This window comes from Streptomyces sp. NC-S4, from assembly GCF_054353315.1.
This window is the reverse complement of the sequence record NZ_CM135937.1, coordinates 231495-247614: the sequence shown is the minus strand read 5'-3', so window position 1 is coordinate 247614 and position 16120 is coordinate 231495. Positions and strand designations below refer to the sequence as shown.

General features: G+C 72.6%; 17 protein-coding genes. 7 read left to right on the top strand and 10 right to left on the bottom strand.

Annotated features, from left to right (window positions below; all coding sequences use genetic code 11):
• The first annotated feature begins 189 nt into the window (after positions 1-189).
• The 4 genes from rox to ACXNSR_RS01215 all read left to right on the top strand — a co-directional run bounded on the left by rox (position 190) and on the right by ACXNSR_RS01215 (position 3942).
• Complete coding sequence (gene rox / locus ACXNSR_RS01230) at positions 190-1629, top strand: rifampin monooxygenase (RefSeq protein WP_458640259.1); 1440 nt, start codon at positions 190-192, stop codon at positions 1627-1629.
• A gap of 74 nt (positions 1630-1703) precedes the next feature.
• Positions 1704-2069 carry a hypothetical protein gene (locus ACXNSR_RS01225; RefSeq protein ID WP_458640258.1) on the top strand — a complete coding sequence of 122 codons (366 nt, stop codon included), beginning with the start codon at positions 1704-1706 and terminating at the stop codon, positions 2067-2069.
• 50 nt (positions 2070-2119) lie between these two features.
• Positions 2120-3037 (top strand): AraC family transcriptional regulator, encoded by a 918-nt coding sequence (locus tag ACXNSR_RS01220; protein WP_458640257.1) that lies wholly within the window; start codon positions 2120-2122, stop codon positions 3035-3037.
• A gap of 155 nt (positions 3038-3192) precedes the next feature.
• The gene (locus tag ACXNSR_RS01215; RefSeq protein WP_458640256.1) at positions 3193-3942 is read left to right on the top strand and encodes an SDR family oxidoreductase; all 750 of its coding nucleotides are present in this window, start codon (positions 3193-3195) and stop codon (positions 3940-3942) included.
• Here ACXNSR_RS01215 and ACXNSR_RS01210 read toward each other — a convergent pair whose 3' ends face one another.
• The 5 genes from ACXNSR_RS01210 to hemC form a co-directional block, all read right to left on the bottom strand.
• A complete protein-coding gene (locus ACXNSR_RS01210; RefSeq protein WP_458640255.1) occupies positions 3943-4260 on the bottom strand; it encodes a hypothetical protein in 318 nt (105 codons plus the stop codon).
• Positions 4261-4373: 113 nt separating this feature from the next.
• Positions 4374-4937, bottom strand: coding sequence for a hypothetical protein (locus tag ACXNSR_RS01205; protein ID WP_458640254.1), 564 nt, complete (start codon positions 4935-4937; stop codon positions 4374-4376).
• Positions 4938-5031: 94 nt separating this feature from the next.
• Complete coding sequence (locus ACXNSR_RS01200; protein WP_458640253.1) at positions 5032-5613, bottom strand: dihydrofolate reductase family protein; 582 nt, start codon at positions 5611-5613, stop codon at positions 5032-5034.
• A 31-nt stretch (positions 5614-5644) separates the two neighbouring features.
• Complete coding sequence (locus ACXNSR_RS01195) at positions 5645-6766, bottom strand: helix-turn-helix domain-containing protein (RefSeq protein ID WP_458640252.1); 1122 nt, start codon at positions 6764-6766, stop codon at positions 5645-5647.
• 450 nt (positions 6767-7216) lie between these two features.
• Positions 7217-8149 carry a hydroxymethylbilane synthase gene (gene hemC, locus ACXNSR_RS01190; RefSeq protein WP_458640251.1) on the bottom strand — a complete coding sequence of 311 codons (933 nt, stop codon included), beginning with the start codon at positions 8147-8149 and terminating at the stop codon, positions 7217-7219.
• Between the two features lie 220 nt (positions 8150-8369).
• Between hemC and ACXNSR_RS01185 the strand changes: the two genes are divergently transcribed.
• Positions 8370-9638: a PP2C family protein-serine/threonine phosphatase gene (locus ACXNSR_RS01185; protein WP_458640250.1), complete on the top strand. Its 1269-nt coding sequence runs from the start codon at positions 8370-8372 to the stop codon at positions 9636-9638.
• Positions 9635-10315, top strand: coding sequence for a M15 family metallopeptidase (locus ACXNSR_RS01180; protein ID WP_458640249.1), 681 nt, complete (start codon positions 9635-9637; stop codon positions 10313-10315). Before ACXNSR_RS01185 ends, ACXNSR_RS01180 begins: the two co-directional genes overlap by 4 nt.
• 62 nt (positions 10316-10377) lie before the next feature.
• Here ACXNSR_RS01180 and ACXNSR_RS01175 read toward each other — a convergent pair whose 3' ends face one another.
• Both ACXNSR_RS01175 and ACXNSR_RS01170 read right to left on the bottom strand, forming a co-directional pair.
• Positions 10378-11601, bottom strand: a complete 1224-nt coding sequence (locus ACXNSR_RS01175; protein ID WP_458640248.1) for a cytochrome P450 family protein — start codon at positions 11599-11601, stop codon at positions 10378-10380.
• Between the two features lie 95 nt (positions 11602-11696).
• Complete coding sequence (locus tag ACXNSR_RS01170; RefSeq protein ID WP_458640247.1) at positions 11697-12929, bottom strand: FAD-dependent oxidoreductase; 1233 nt, start codon at positions 12927-12929, stop codon at positions 11697-11699.
• Between the two features lie 245 nt (positions 12930-13174).
• Here ACXNSR_RS01170 and ACXNSR_RS01165 point away from each other — a divergent pair, with 245 nt between their 5' ends.
• On the top strand, positions 13175-13519 hold the full coding sequence (locus ACXNSR_RS01165; RefSeq protein ID WP_458640246.1) for a peptidase inhibitor family I36 protein: 345 nt from the start codon (positions 13175-13177) through the stop codon (positions 13517-13519).
• A 33-nt stretch (positions 13520-13552) separates the two neighbouring features.
• Here the strand turns inward: ACXNSR_RS01165 and ACXNSR_RS01160 are convergent, their stop codons facing one another.
• The 3 genes from ACXNSR_RS01160 to ACXNSR_RS01150 all read right to left on the bottom strand — a co-directional run bounded on the left by ACXNSR_RS01160 (position 13553) and on the right by ACXNSR_RS01150 (position 16117).
• Entirely contained in the window at positions 13553-14065 is a 513-nt protein-coding gene (locus ACXNSR_RS01160; RefSeq protein WP_458640245.1) for a hypothetical protein, read from the bottom strand.
• A 115-nt stretch (positions 14066-14180) separates the two neighbouring features.
• The gene (locus ACXNSR_RS01155; RefSeq protein WP_458640244.1) at positions 14181-15110 is read right to left on the bottom strand and encodes a 2-dehydropantoate 2-reductase; all 930 of its coding nucleotides are present in this window, start codon (positions 15108-15110) and stop codon (positions 14181-14183) included.
• Positions 15111-15175: 65 nt separating this feature from the next.
• Positions 15176-16117 carry a DMT family transporter gene (locus ACXNSR_RS01150; protein WP_458640243.1) on the bottom strand — a complete coding sequence of 314 codons (942 nt, stop codon included), beginning with the start codon at positions 16115-16117 and terminating at the stop codon, positions 15176-15178.
• Positions 16118-16120 lie beyond the last annotated feature (3 nt).

Here is a 16120-nt window from a genome sequence, read left to right as displayed (position 1 = left end):
CTCAAGATATAGCGCACCAGGGGCCTTGCGGCAAGACCCGGGTCGTGGAGCAGAATCTCCGATCGAAGCCAGAACCTGACGAAATCAGGGATTCGCGACGTACGTACCGCTATGCCGGTGTACGAGCCCGCAGGGAGGCGGGCATGCGGAGCGACTGGCGAGACCGACCTTGTCGAACGGGGAATCCTGATGATTGACGTGATCGTTGTCGGCGGCGGACCGACCGGTCTCATGCTGGCCTGCGAGTTGAGGCTGCACGGTGTGCACGTGCTCGTACTGGAGAAGGAGCCGGAACCGGCCCCGTACGTCCGCGCGCTCGGCCTCCACGTGCGCAGCATCGAAGTGATGGCCCAGCGCGGCCTGCTGGACCGGTTCCTCGCGCACGGCCGGCGCTACGAGGTGGGCGGCTTCTTCGCCGGCCTCGGCACGTCGTGGCCCGACCGGATGGACACCGCCCACTCCTACGTGCTGGGCATCCCCCAGACCACCACCGATCGCCTGCTGGCCGAGCGAGCCGCCGAACTCGGCGCCGAGATCCGGCGCGGGTGCGAACTGGTCGGGCTGAGCCAGGACGGGGAAGCGGACGAGGACGGGGTCACCGTGGAGCTGGCCGACGGTACTCGGCTGCGCTCGCGCTATCTCGTCGGCTGCGACGGCGGCCGCAGTACGGTGCGGGGGCTGCTCGGCGTCGGATTCCCCGGCGAGCCCTCCCGGGTCGAGACGCTGCTCGGTGAGATGGAGTTGACCGCGGAGCCCGAGACGCTGGCCGCCGTCATGGCCGAAGTGCGCAAGACGCAGCTGCGGTTCGGCGCGGCGCCCTTCGGCGACGGGGTGTACCGCGTCGTCGTGCCCGCCGAGGGAGTGGCGGCGGACCGTTCCGTTCCGCCGACCCTCGAGGAGTTCAAGCAACGGCTGCGGGCCGTCGGCGGCACCGACTTCGGCGTGCATTCACCGCGCTGGCTCTCGCGGTTCGGCGACGCCACCCGGCAGGCCGAGCGGTACCGGGTCGGCCGGGTGCTGCTGGCCGGCGACGCGGCGCACATCCACCCGCCGACCGGTGGCCAAGGCCTCAACCTCGGCATCCAGGACGCCTTCAACCTCGGCTGGAAACTCGCCGCCGAGGTGGCCGGCTGGGCGCCGGAGGGGCTGCTCGACACCTACGAGGCCGAACGCCACCCGGTGGCCGCCGACGTACTGGACAACACCCGCGCGCAGATGGAGCTGATGTCCACGGAGCCCGGCGCCCGGGCGGTGCGCCGGCTGCTGTCCGAGCTGATCGAGTTCGAGAACGTCAACCGGTATCTGATCGAGAAGATCACCGCGATCGGGATCCGCTACGACTTCGGCGAGGGGCACGAACTGCTCGGCCGACGCATGCGGGACCTCGCACTGAAGCAGGGGCGCCTCTACGAGCTGACGCACGACGGCCGCGGACTCCTGCTGGACGGGACCGGCCGGCTCTCGGTGGCGGGCTGGGCGGACCGTGTCGACCACGTCGTCGATGTCGGCGAGGAACTGGACGTGCCCGCGGTGCTGCTGCGCCCGGACGGCCACGTGGCGTGGGTCGGCGACGATCAGCAGGACCTGCTCGACCGGTTGCCCACCTGGTTCGGGGCGGCCACGACCTAGGGTCCGAGGCGGGTCGGCGGGTCGGCTATTTTCGGCCGCACATGCCGAGAACGAACGACCCCACGGAGAAGCACATGGCAGTGGAACAGAGGCGGCCCGCGGTCCGTCGGCTGCCCGTCGGCTGGGCCCTGGTCCTCGCCTTCGACGTCCTGGCCACTGCCCTGGGGTCCCTCGGACTGTGTGTCCTCGCCCTCCTGCTGCCCGGCGTCGAGGAGGACTACGGTCCCGCCACCGGACCCACCTCGCCCACGGCTCCAGCCCTCTTCGCGGCCGCGCTCGCGCTGGGCGCCTCCCTGGCCGTGACGTCGACCCTGGTGTCACGGGCCGGGACCGGTCGAGCCCGGCTCCTCGCTCTGTGGCTCTCGGCCGGCCGACTCGCACTGCTGGCGCTCGCAGCGGCGGCCTTCGCCGGGTACGGCATCCTCGTGATCGAGCCGTAGCGGAAAGAGCGGGGAGCCGATCCGAACACCAAGAGTGCTGCAATGGAGGCATGTGCCTCGAAGAGCTCCGCACGCTGTTGGCGCGGCACGCCCGCCCCGACTGGACCACTGCCATCGACGGCGTCCTGATCTCGAAGGTCGACCGGCCCGAGCCGCCCGCGCCCTCCATGTCGGGCACCGTCCTGGCCGTCATCGCCCAGGGCGCCAAACGACTCGCGCTGGGTGACAGGGTCTACGAGTACGGAGCCGGCCAGTACCTGGTGGCATCCGTCGACCTGCCGGTCACCGGGCAGTTCACCCGGGCCGACCCCGACCGGCCGGCCCTCGGCTTCGGCCTCGTGCTCGAACCGTCCGCCATCGCCGAACTGCTGCTGCGGGCCGGTCCCGCGGGCACCCCCCGTAGCGGCTCGGCCGCCGCGCCGTCGGGGATGGCCGTCAGCGACGCCCCGCCCGCCCTGCTCGACGCGGTGGTCCGGATGCTGCGCCTGCTCGACGAACCCCGTGACCGGGCCGTGCTGGCCCCGCTCGTCGAGCGGGAGATCCTGTGGCGCCTGATCACCGGCGAGCAGGGGGCGGCGGTGCGCCAGCTCGGCGTCGCCGACAGCGGTCTCAGCCACGTGTCCCGGGCGGTGCGCTGGATCCGCGAGCACTACGCCGAGCCCTTCCGGGTGGAGGACGTGGCACGGCTGTCCGGCATGAGCGTCTCCGCGTTCTACCGGCACTTCCAGGCGGTGACCGCGATGAGCCCGATCCAGTTCCAGAAGCAGATCAGGCTCCAGGAGGCCCGGCTGCTGCTCGCCACGCACCCGGGTGACGTCACCGGGGTCGGCCACCGCGTCGGCTACGACAACCCGTCGCAGTTCAGCCGCGAGTACCGCCGCCAGTTCGGCGCACCCCCGAGCCGGGACGCGGCCCGCCTGCGGAACACCGTACGCACCTCGGTCCCCGCAGGCGCCGCCCTGCCCTGAGCGACCGGGCGATCAGAGAGGATCGTGCAAGGAGCGGGGAGGATAGTTCTACTGTCTGTGCAGGTCAGAGCGATTCAATGGGATCAGGAGTTCTTCCGGGGAGCAGGAAAATGCTTGCTCGTCCGCACATCCCACCACATCGCGAGGGGCACACCATGAAGACCGTTCTCATCACCGGTACCTCCTCCGGCTACGGCCGGGAGACCGCCCGCTACTTCCACGAGCAGGGGTGGAACGTCATCGCCACCATGCGGACGCCCCGTACGGGCGTCCTGCCCGAATCGGACCGGCTGCGCGTCGTCGGGCTCGACGTCACCGAGGCCGGGAGCATCAGCGCCGCGCTCGAAGCGGCGGGGCCCGTCGACGTCCTGGTCAACAACGCGGGCGTGCCCTCGATCGGAGTGTTCGAAGGCACGCCGATGTCCCGGGTACGGGAGGTATTCGAGACCAACACGTTCGGCGTGATGGCGATGACGCAGGCGGTACTGCCCCAGTTCCGCGAGCGCGGCTCCGGTGTGGTGGTCAACGTGACCTCCAGCGTGGTGCTGGGCCACATGCCGCTCTCGGCCGTCTACAAGGCGAGCAAGATGGCCGTCGAGGGGTTCACCGCATCCCTCGCACTCGAACTCGCGCCCTTCGGCGTACGGGCCAGGACCGTCGAGCCGGGCGCCTGCCTGACCACGAACTTCGGGCACCGGGCGACGAACGGCGTCGCGCCGGACGAACTGGTTCCGGCGCCCTACGCGGCCTTCGCGAAGCAGGCAATGGAGGAGTTCATGGGCCAGGACCTGTACACGAGGGAGAGCGACGTCGCCGAGACCGTGTGGCGGGCAGCCCACGACACGACCGGCAGGCTGCGCTTCCCGGCCGGTGCCGACGCGGTCCGGCTCGCCGAGGCGAAGTGATCAGGAGGCCGGCGCGCCCGGGACCCGGCGGGCGTCCTCGGGCAGGTCCTGGGGGACCGTGGCGGCCCCCTCGGCGCGTACGGCATCCACCACGGTCTGGTGCAGGAGGCGGCTGAACTCCTCGGATTCGCAGTGCACCGGACTGCCGGTCACGGTGAACCAGTCCGACCCGCCGCTGTACTGCACCGCCACATGGGCCTCCGGGCTCGACCAGGTGGTGTGCACGGTCAGGTCGCCCGTGAGGACTCCCGCCTCCTCGGTGCGTACTCCGCCACGTCCGGCGAAGACTCCTGTCGTCGTCCACGAAGCCCAGGTCATGGCGCATCGCCCCTCACCGCGGAGTGCCTCTGATGCTTCCACGCTACGGCGGGTCCGGGATTCTCGCGTCCCCGCGACGGCGCGGGGACGGCCGGGCGGGCCGGTCGCGGCGATCAGTGGCCGGCGGCGGCCTTGACCAGGGCGACCGCGGTGCCGATGGCGGCGTCCAGGGCACCGGCCAGCAGGGCCAGACCCGTGCCGTCACCCATGCGGATGCCGCCGTACCACCCCCAGGTGAACAGCCCGGCGACGCTCACCCCGGCCGAGATCAGCAGCGCGGTGTCCACCGCCATCAGCCCGAGCGCCGCCGCACCGATCAGGACCAGCGGTCCCACGGCGGACAGCAGCAGCGGGCTGCTGACGGACAGCATGCGGCGCAGCTCGTGGCCGGTCGCCAGACGGCCGTGGACGACACGGTGGGCCTGCTGGTCCGCGACCAGCGCCGCCAGCCAGAGGCCCAGCGCGGTGGTCAGCACGGTCGCGGCGGCTCCGGTGGCGCTGATGTGATCGGAGGCCGCGAGCCCGATCACCACCGAGATCATGGTGATGGTCGCGTACAGCCGCTCCTTCAGCCGCGCGGCGGCGAAGCGCGGATCGCGATCGAAGGCCTGCTCGTCGTCCGCGCCGGAGGCGGCTGCGCCGGGGGACCCGGCCGGGGGCGTCTCGTCAGGGGCCATGCCGCCCACGGTAGGGCCGGCCGACGGCTCCGCCCCGCAGGCGAGCGGGCAGCGCGCCGTCCGGACGACACGGCGGCACCCTCCGGCGGACCGGTCAACGGCGCACCCGATAGCGCAGGTGGAGCACCCGGTTGCTCTGGATCGCCACCTCGGGATCCTCCAACAGGTGCTGCGCGCGGGCCGACCCGAAGTAGCGCTTGCCGGACCCGAACACGACGGGTACGACGTCCATGCGCACCTCGTCGATCAGGCCCGCGGCGAGCACCTGGCCACCGACGTCGCCCGCGGCGACCTCGACGATGCGGTCACCCGCGAGCTCCTGTGCCCTGGCCACGGCCGCCCCGACGCCGTCGACGAAGTGAAACGGCGCCTCGGGGTCCCAGCCCGCGGGCGCCGGCCGGTGCGTCACGACGACCACGTGGTCGATACCGCCGGGAGGCTTCCCGTCCCAGCCGTCCGTCATGTCGAAGACGTGGCGGCCGACGATCGTCGCCCCGATCCGGTCCCAGTACGGCCGGGTGTAGTCGTAGGAGGTCTGCGACACCTTCACCTCGCCGCTCTCGTCCAACGGGACGTCACCGCCGGACAACCAGTCGAACAGCGGTCCGGGCCGGTCGTTCTCGTCCGCGATGAAGCCGTCCACCGACACCGAGCCGTACAGGACCACCTCGCCCACGGGGTTCTCCTCTGCATCGGGGTGCCCCAGATCAGCGTGTCGCGGTCCCGAGTGGCGTCACGGACCGCGCCACCGGGCCACGGCTTTGCGGCGCGGGGCCTGCGGACGGGTCGGCCGGGGTCGGGCGGCCGGTTCGGCGCAGGGCGCCTGGTGTGGCACCGTACCAGCGCTGTACCGCCCGGCGCAGGGCGCGCGCGTCGGCGTAGCCGCTGCGGGCGGCGATCGCGTCGATGCTGAGGTCGGTGCCGTGGAGCAGCCGGGTGATGTGGTCGCGGCGTGCGGCCTCCACCTCGTTGCTCCACGTGGTGTCGTGTTCGTCGAGTCGGCGCTGGAGGGTCCGCGGACTGACGGCCATGCGCCGGGCCACCGCGGGCAGCGTCGGAACGGCCTCGTCGTGGACGGAGGCCAGCGCGGTACGGAAGAGGTCCAGCCAGTTGTGCAGCGGGATCGCGGTCGCGAGGGTCTGGTCGGCGTGTCTTCGCAGCACGGTCGACAGTCCGGGCTGCGCGTGCGGAGTCGATCCGGTCAGGTCGGCGGCGAGGAAGGTCAGCGAGCTGCTCGGGGCCTCGAACTCGATGCTGCGGGTGCCGTAGAGCTCGATCAGGGCGTCGTGCCGGCGGGGTGTCCGGGCGGCCAGGGTGACGCGGAGGGGGACGAGGGAGCGCTGGGCGGCGGCGCTGAGGCGCCGTTGGTACAGGCCGAGCGCGTAGGCGCGGATGGCGCAGGCGGGCTCGTAGTCCGGATCCGCGTCGTTGACGTGGCTGAGGACGACCTGCTCGCCGTCCTCGGTGATCCGCAAGGCGTCGGTGCCGGGGTCGGCGACGATCGCCAGGTAGGCGGCGGCGTCCCGGATGCCTTCGAGCGGCGTGGGCGCCGAGGTGATCAGGTAGTCCCAGACGCCGAGGGTGCCGAGGCCCGACTGCTCGGCCAGCAGCAGGGACAGCTCGGGCCAGGGGACGCGGACGGTCGTCAGTTCGGCGATGCGGATGCCCGTGGTCGCAGGTGTCCGGCACAGGTCGTCGTTGAGGTGTTCGGGCGCCAGGCCCAGCAGGTGCGCGTACCCGTGAGCGGGTATGCCGAACAGGCGCGCCGCGGTGACACTCAGCCGCGTGATGGCGGAGGAGGTGGTTCCGTGGTGGGCTCGCGTGATCACAGGGGCTGAGCATAGACGAGCGGGAATCGCCGGATCGTCCGCCCGGTGCGGCGCCGGACGTCCTCAACTCGGCGTGTGGCGTCCCCCCGTGGCGCGGACGGTCCCCTGGCTGGCGTGAGCTGCCCTGGGCCCGGCGGCTCGCCCCCCATAGCGTGGTGATCGTTCTCGCGGGGTGCGGACGGCGGGTCCGTCGGCCTGGTACAGCGCACCGAAGAACCGCTGTCCGCAGGGGTTTTCGGCCCGCGAGGACCTGTCAGTGATCCGTTCTGCGAGGAGTATCCGTGGAGTTGACCCGAGACGATTTCGCCCTGGCCGCCCTGGCCGCGTCGGTACCGGCAGCCTAGGACGGCCGGTCCCGGTGAACGCACTGCCCCGGACGGGGGTCTGGGCAGTGCGGGGTACCGAGGCGGGTCGGTGCGTCCGCACGCACCGACCCGCACGGGTGTGGGGTCAGTGCGGAATGCTGTCGATCAGCTCCCGGGCGCCCTGCCGGAGGAGGGCGACGGCGACGGACGTGCCGAGGGTGGCCGGGTCGAGGCGGCCGGCCCACTCGTGCGCGTTCAGGACTTCCTTGCCGTCCGGTGAGAACACGCAGGCGCGGAGTGAGAGATCCCCTCCGCGTTCCGCCCGCGCGTACCCCGCGATCGGGCTGTTGCAATGGCCCTGGAGGACATGGAGGAGCATCCGCTCGGCGACCGTCTCGCGGTGTGTGTCCGGGTGACCGAGGGCGCTGACGGTGTCGATGAGTTCGGTGTCGTCCTCCCGGCACTGGAGCGCGAGGACGCCGGCGCCGATCGGCGGCATCAGGGTGTCCACCGCGATGATCTCCGTGATGACGTCCGCGCGGCCGATGCGGTGGAGGCCGGCGACGGCCAGCAGGAGCGCGTCCGCCTCACCGGCGGCGAGCTTCTCCAGGCGCCTGTTGGCGTTCCCGCGCATCGGCACGCACTCCACGTGCGGGTACGCGGCGGCGAGCTGGGCGACCCGGCGTACGGAGGAGGTACCGACCCGGGTACCCGGCGGGAGCCGGTCGAGGGTGAGGCCCTCCGGGTGGATCAGCGCGTCGCGGATGTCGTCGCGTTCCAGGAACGCCGCGAAGACGGTTCCGGCGGGCAGCGGACGGTCGGCCGGGACGTCCTTGACGCAGTGCACGGCGAGGTCGGCGGCACCGGCGAGGATCGCGGCGTCGACCTCCTTGGTGAACGCGCCCTTGCCCTCGACCTGCGAGAGGTCTCCCATCCACTTGTCGCCGGTGGTCTTCACCGGCAGGACCGTGGTCCTGATCCCCGGGTGGAGTGCGGCGAGCTCGGCGCGGACGCGCGCCACCTGGGCGAGGGCCATCGGAGAATCGCGGGAGACGATACGGATCAGATCGGCGGGCATGCGGGCACGATACGCCCTCGGGCACACCCGATGGGCACCCGTGCCGGATGACCATCGGCCGACCGGGGCAAGGGAGTTGGCCACCTCGGGAACGTGTTCGACGGACCCGGCGCGCCACGCGCGGCCCCGGACCGCACGGACCGCGGGGCGCGCCGTGCGTGCCTGCGGCCGGTACTCCTGCTGGAATGGCCGTATCGGCGGTCCATGGCGAGGAGGTCCGTTGCCGGAGCGTGGCGGGAGGCCCACCGGGTCCGCGGGTGGGCCCGAGGGGTTGTGGGCCCGTGTCCGGGCGGCCGAGGCCGCCGTCGGGCAGATCGGTACGACCCTCGACGCGGTGACCACCTGCCAGGAACTGGCCGGATTCCTGTCCCGGAACGTGTGCGACGCGGTCGCCGTCGATCTCCTGGCGGAGGACGGCGGTTCCCGCCGCGTGGCGACGGCGGGAACCGTCGCGCTGCTGACGGCGGACACCGGCGCGGCGCCCTCGGTCCGGGCGTCGGACGGCGGTCACCGGCTCTCCGAGTGGGCGACCGTCACCGACGGCGTTCCGGTCCACGTCCTCTCCGTCCCGCTGCCGGACGGGGAACAGACCCACGGAACAGTGACCGCCGTCCGCGCCCGGGCCGGATTCGGCGACCACGAGGCGGCGACGGTCCACTTCGCTGCCCGGCTGGCGGCGGTGCACCTGGGGCACGCGCGGCAGCTGGCCGCCACCGAGGACACCGTCTCGAACCTCCAGCGGGCGCTGGTGTCCGAGCCGGGCCGCCCGCACCCCAACCTGGAGGTGGCCAGCCGCTACCTGCCGGCCGGCCCCCGGACACTGGTGGGAGGCGACTGGTTCGAGACGATCCGCCTCCACTACGGGCGCACCCTGCTCGTGGTCGGGGACGTGATGGGCCACGGGCTCGACGCGGCCGTGGACATGAACGCCTACCGCTCCACCCTGCGCGACGTGGCGTCGACGGACCTCGCCCCGCACCGCGTCCTGCGCCAGCTCGACGCCCTGGCCGCCGACGACGCGGCCCGCCGGCCCGCGACCTGCCTGCTCGTACGCGTCGATCCCGCGCGCGGCGTCGCGATGTTCGCGGGCGCCGGCCACCTGCCGCCCGCGGTCTTCGGTGCCGACGGCTCGGCCGCACTGGTCGACGTCCCGGTCGGCCCGCCCCTGGGCACCGGTATCGGCGGCTACGAGGCGGTCACGCGCGCCATCACCCCGCAGGAGACCCTGCTGATGTTCACCGACGGGCTGGTGGAGCGGCGGGGCGAGGACATCGACGTCTCGCTGGCCCGGCTGGTGGGAGTGCGTCCCCCGGTGGGAGCGGGGGTGAACGCCGTGGTGGACGCCGTCGTGGCGGGCCTCGACGCCCGGCACGCGGAGGACGACGTCGCCGTACTCGCCGCCCGGGCCCGTCCCCGCCCGCCCGCGGAACCCGGAGCCGTCGCGTCCGGCATGCCCGGAGGGCCGGGCGAACCTACGGTGGAACGGTGAGCCATCGCCTCGCCTGCGTCGCCCTGACCGGCACCCTGTGCGCGTCGGCGTTGTCATGCACAGGGGCACGCTTCGAGCCGCGTATGCAGATGGCCCGCGAACCCGGGGTGAAGACGCTGTCCGCGCACGTCATGGCCGTCCCCCCGGAGAAGCTGGCCGCCACCCACCACCCCGGCTGCCCCGTGCCGCCGGAGCGGCTGCGGCTCGTCCGGATGAACCACTGGGGCTTCGACGGCAGGGTGCACAGCGGCGAACTGGTGGTCCACGAGGACGTGGTCGCCCCCGTCCTGAAGGCCTTCGGGAAGGCCTTCGCCGAGCGCTTCCCGATCCGCCGCATGCGGGTGATGGCCGAGTACGGAGGCAGCGACGCCGCAGCGATGGCCGACGACAACACCTCCGCCTTCAACTGCCGCCAGGTCACCGGGGACCCGGGGCGGCTGTCCCGGCACTCCTGGGGCGACGCCATCGACATCAACCCGGTCGAGAACCCGTACGTCGACGTCGGCGGCACCAGCCATCCCCCGAACGGGAGCGCCCATCTCGACCGCGGCCGAGTCCGCCCCGGCATGATCACCCCGGACGGGGTCGTGACCCGGGCCTTCCGGGAGGTCGGCTGGTACTGGGGCGGCCGCTGGAGCCCTCCGGACTACCAGCACTTCTCCGAGGAGGGCGGCTGAACCGGCAGGATCCGAAGGGGACGGCCCGGGGGGACACCGGGCGGCGGCGCCGGCCGCCGGCCTCAGCCGCCCGGGGTGAAGGTCACCGGCAGGCTCTCGGGGCCGCGCAGTCCACCGGGGCGCCGCCGGATTCCGTCCGGGTCCGCGGCGAGGGCGAGCCCGGGGAGTCGGCGCAGGGCCGTGCCGATGGCGATCTGGCCCTCCAGCCGGGCCAGCGGTGCCCCCAGGCAGTAGTGGATGCCGTGTCCGAACGCGAGGTGGGCGTTGTCCTGGCGGGTGATGTCGAGGCGGTCGGGGTCGGGGAACCGCTCCGGGTCGCGGTCGGCGACGGCCGAGCCGATCAGTACGGTCGCACCGCGCGGGACGGCCACCCCGGCGATCTCGACGTCCTCGCGGGCGAACCGCGCGATGCCGGGGCTGACCGGGCCGTCGTAGCGCAGGAACTCCTCGATCGCGCCCGGCAGGAGCTCGGGGTCGCAGCGCAGCAGCTCGAGCTGGTCCGGGTGGGCCAGCAGCGTGGCGATGCCCGTGCCGATCAGGTTGACCGTGGTGATGTAGCCCGCGACCAGCAGCAGGAACAGCATGGCGATCAACTCGTCCTCGCTCAGCCGCTGCTGCGCGTCGCGGGCGGCGACGAGGTCACTGAGCAGGTCGTCGCCGGGGTGCGACCGCTTGGCGTGGACGAGCCCGGTCAGGTAGGCGCGCATGTGCTGCCACGCCTCGTTCACGACGGCGGGGTCGGGCGGCTCCTCGCCACGCCTGAGCATCCGGTCGGTCCAGTGCTGGAAGTCGCGGCGCTCGTCCACCGGGACCCCGAGCAGTTCGCTGATCACCGTGACCGGGAGCGGCAGCGCGAAGTCCGCCACCAGATCGGCGTGCCCGGCCGGGACGACCGCGTCCAGCAGACCATCGGTCACGGCCTGGATCCGTGGCCGCATCTGCGCCACACGGCGGGCCGTGAACGCCTTGGACACCAGGCGGCGCAGCCGGGTGTGGTCGGGCGGGTCGCTGCGGAGCATGTTGCTCAGCATCGAATCGCGTTCCGTTTCGGGCAGTTGCCGCAGGATCCGGCTGTCCGAGGCATCGCGTACGTCGCTGCTGAGCCGGGAGTCGGACAGGGCCGCGAGGGCGTCCTCGTAACGGGTGACGAGCCAGGCGTCCAGGCCGCCCGCGACGACGACGCGGCGCACGGGACCGTCCTCGCGCAGCTGCCGGTACAGGGGGAACGGATCCGCGACGAAGGCGGGGTCGGCGTAGGGCAGAAGGGTCGGCTGCTGCTCGCTCATGAGGCCTCCCGGAGCATGTCGTCCTCGCTGTGGAGTGTGAGGTTGTCCACCTGACCATCCCGATCCGTCGTTTCTCGGCCTCCGGTGGGCTGCGGTCAGCGCAGTGACTCCCGCGGTGGCCGTTCGCGCAGGGCCCCGTAGGCGAGGAAGTAGGCCGGCAGCCGGTTCAGCCGGCGCGAGCCGGTGAGGAGCTCGGTCAGCCGCTTCGTCCGCCCGGGATTCCCGAACGCGGCACGGCCGGCCAGCAGCGGCCCGACGACCTTGGCGTGCGCGAGGCGTTGGAGCCCCTGGGTCGCCACGGTGGTGGGCAGGCGCCGGAACTGTACGCGGCGTACGTCCCGCAGTCCTACGGTGCCCTCGCGCAACGGGCCCACCAGGTGACGGGCAGCGGCCACCGCGTCCTGCACGGCGAGGTTGATGCCGATGCCGAACACCGGCGACATGGCATGGGCGGCGTCGCCGATGCACAGCAGCCCGGGGCGGTGCCAGCGGCGCAGCCGGTCGAGCCGTACGTCGAGCAGCTTGACCTCGTCCCAGGAGGTGACGGCGCCGGCCCGGTCGGCCAGCCAGGGGACGGCCTCCGCGAACTGCGCCATGAACGACTCCAGTCCCTCGGCGCGGCGCACGGCGTCGGACCCCTTGGGGATGAGTGCCGCACACTGCCAGTAGTCGCCGCGGTCGATGAGGGCGACGAACAGCCTGTCGCCGAGGCCGCCGACGAGCCCGCTGGGGTCCTCCTCGCGGCGCGGCACCCGGAACCACCAGGCGTCCAGGGGGCACGGGAAGTCCTCCAGCCCCAGTTCGGGCAGGGCTCTGGCCAGCGAGCCGCGTCCGTCGCAGGCCACCGTCAGCGAGGCCCTGAGCTCACCCGTGCCGCCGTCGGAGGTGCGGTACCGCACGCCCGTGACCCTGCCGCCCTCGATCAGGAAGGACGTCGCCTCGGTGTTCATGCGCAGGTGGAAGGAGGGCTCCCGGCCGGCTTCGTCGGCGAGCAGGTCGAGCAGGTCCCACTGCGGCACCATCGCGATGTAGTTGTACTTCCCGCGCAGCGCCCCTATGTCCCCGACCGTGACGAGGGACCGGTCGGGCGCGATGGGCAGTTGCACCGTGCTGACCCGTCGCTGCGGCAGCCGGGCGAAGCGTTCCGCCAGGCCGATGTCGTCCAGCAGCGACAGGGTGGACGGGTGCACGGTGTCGCCGCGGAAGTCGCGCAGGAAGTCGCCGTGCTTCTCCAGCACGGTCACCTCCACCCCGGCCCGGGCCAGCAACAGGGCCAGCACCATCCCGGCGGGCCCTCCTCCCACCACACAGCAGGTGGTCCGTTCCAACCCAACCCACTCCCTTCACAGGCGTCGGGTCACCCCCGAGGGAGGTATACCTCCCCGGGGCGCCGACCGAGGTAACGGCGATGGGCCATCCGGGGGCACGGAGCCGGCTGAGCCCCGTGGTCGCCGGTATCACCCCACCGATCGGGGAGATGTGGTGAAGAGGCTCGGCGAATCACGTCGTTGCCGCGCGTGCCGGGGCCCGGGGGAGGACGATGGGGGACGAATCGTACGAGCAGGAGGACCGCATGAGGACACGTCACTTACGCACCCTGTTGGTCGCCGGCGCGGCGGCGCTGGTCTCGCTCACTTCCATTCCACCCGCTCAGGCCCTGCCCACGTGCCCCGCCAACGCGATCTGTCTGTGGCGGTACCAGGACGGGACCGGGGATCTCTACGTCTGGCGCGGCGGCTACGTGGACCTCCCCAGCAGGTTCGTCAACCATGTCGGGTCGTTCAGGGCCAACAGGAGCGGCGCCTTCATCGACTGGGCGACCGGCAAGGAGTGCCGGCCGGTCCGCAGCGGCGACTACGCGAGCAACTACAGCGGTCGCTTCGGCTCGAAGATCGACGCGGTGGGCGACAACTGCTGATCCTGCAAGTGTGCGGCCGGGTCCGGCTCCGGCTCAGTAGCGCAGGGCCGAACCGGTCTCGGCCTTGACCGTGCCCGACAGTTTGTGCGTACTGCGGGCCGTTCCCTGCCCGGTGCCCTTCCCCGCGACGTCCTTGACCGTCACGACCACGGTGTCGACGAGATTGCCGCTCTCGTCCTTGAACTCGACCTGCACCGCGAAGGACTTCGTCGTGTCGTCTGTGTTCCGTGCCGTCACGGGGACCGTCGTGTAGCCGTCGCCGTCGGTGGTCACCGCGCCCAGGGTCACCTCGTCCTTGGCATCGACCCCGTCCTTCACCCCGGCGAGCTTCTCCTTCGCGACGGCGGCCGCCGATTCGGCGGCCTTCGAGGCCTCGGCGGCGGCCGACGAGACCGCCTCACCGGCTGACTTCACCGCCGACGCGGCGCTCGACACGGCGCCGGACGGGTTGCCGTCACCGTCCGAACAGCCCGCGGCGCCGAGCGCCACCACCGACAGCACCACCGCACCTGCCGCACCACGCATCCACGCGACCGCCGCCACCATGCCTCCAGCCTCCACGGGTGTTCCGGACCTCCGGACCTCCCAGTCAAAGGCCCGGCGGCCCGGATGCCCAATGGGCGGGGCATCCGGGTGAGCGCGTACGGCGGGTCCGCGGGGTTCAGGGGCGCCCCGCGGCGAGCCGGTGCTCGTGGACGCTCAGCTGGAGGGCGGCGAGGTCCAGCAGGGGAGTGGCCACGCCCAGCGCGCGGGCGCGGAGGGTGAGGTCCGTCAGGACGTGGTCGGCCTCCGTCGGCGCCCCGGCGACGAGGTCGCGGTACAGGGACGGGGTGAGCGGGGAGCCGGGGCTCGTGACGGTCGACGTGGTGAAGGCGAGCTCCGCCTCGGTCATCGGGTGGCCCGCGGCCCTGGCCACCGCGGCGGTTTCGGAGACCAGTGCCGCGGCCAGGTCCGCCCCGCCCGGAACGGCGTTCACCTCTCCGACCGTGCCGCGCATCAGGCAGGTCAGGGCGACGAGCGTGGAGATGAAGACCCACTTGTGCCACATGGCCTCGACGATGTCCCCGGTCGCCGGTGAGTCGATGCCGGCTTCGGCCAGCACGCCGCGGATCGCGTCCACCCGGGCCGACGGGCGTGCGTCGAGCTCGCCGGTCAGGATGACCGCGGGCGGAGCCATGCGGAGGATGTCACCGTCGTCGTTCAAGGTGGTGACGACCTTCGCGACGCCGCCCAGGACCGCTCCGGCTCCCAGGCGCGCGACGAGCGTGTCGAGGTGGGCGACCCCGTTGAGCAGGGGCACGACGGCGGTGTCCGGGCCGACGGCGGGTTCGATGTCGGCCAGCGCCGTGTGCAGGGCGGTCGCCTTCACCGAGAGCAGGACCAGATCGTACGGTCCGCCCACGGCGTCGGCCGTCACCAGGTCTGGCGTGAGGTGCAGTTGCTCCCCCTGACCCGACACGCGCAGGCCGCGAGCTTCCAGGGCCTTCGCGCGGCCCGGCCGGACCAGGAAGGAGACGTCCTGGCCCGCTGTGGCGAGCCGGGCGCCGAAGAAGCCGCCGACGGCGCCGGCGCCGACCGTGAGGATCCTCATGAAGGGTGCCTTTCAAGGAGTTCGGGGGATTCGAAGGAGAGGAAGGCGGAGGGGGCAGGGACGGGTCAGGTCCGGCCCGCACCGAGCGGGCTGTCCTCGACGGGAGTCCGCGAGGCGCGGGGCACGTACCGGGAGACGGCCACACCGGCCAGACAGAGCACGCCGCCGAGGAGGGTCAGCCAGGCAGGCACCTCACCCAGGAGGGCCCAGCTCAGCAGCACGACGATGGCCGGTACGGCGTACGTGGTCGCCCCCAGCTTGCCGGCGGGCATGCGGGCCAGGGCGTAGGTCCACGTGGTGAAGGCGAGGGCGGTCGGCACCACACCCAGGTAGAGCATGTTCAGGGTCGCGGACACCGGCGCCTCGGGCAGCTCCGCGACGAGCCGGCCCGTGAAGGGCAGGCAGGCCAGCGTGCCCGTCAGGCAGGCGAAGGTGGTCACCTGAAGGGGAGTGCCGTAGGAGAGCGCGGGCTTCTGGGCGATGACTCCGGAGGCGTAGGCCACCGCCGCGAGCAGGCAGAGCACGACCCCGAGCACCGAGGTGGAGCCGCCGTTCCCGGACGACATGGACAGGCCCACGACCACCGCTCCGGCGAAGGAGACGGCCATGCCCACCAGGAGCCGCGGGGGCAGCGCCTCGCCGAGGAGGCGGGCCGCGAGGAGCGCCATGAGGATGGGCCCGGTGTTCACGAGCAGCGACGCCGTGCCCGCGTCGACCAGCCGCTCACCCCAGTTCAGGACGATCGTGTAGCCGCAGAACCACACCACGCCGGACACCAGGATCCCGCGCCAGGCCTCGCGCGGCGGCAGACCCTGGCGGCTGATCAGGAGCAGCACCACGAGTACCAGCGAGGCGGCCAGCAGCCGGCCGAGAGCCAGGGCGCCGGGCGAGTACGCGGCCCCGGCACTGCGGATGGAGACGAAGGCGGAGGCCCAGGCGAACACCGTGAAGGTGACGGCGCCGACCGTGAGGACGCCGGGCGGGATCGAACGCGAGCGGAACGTCATGCG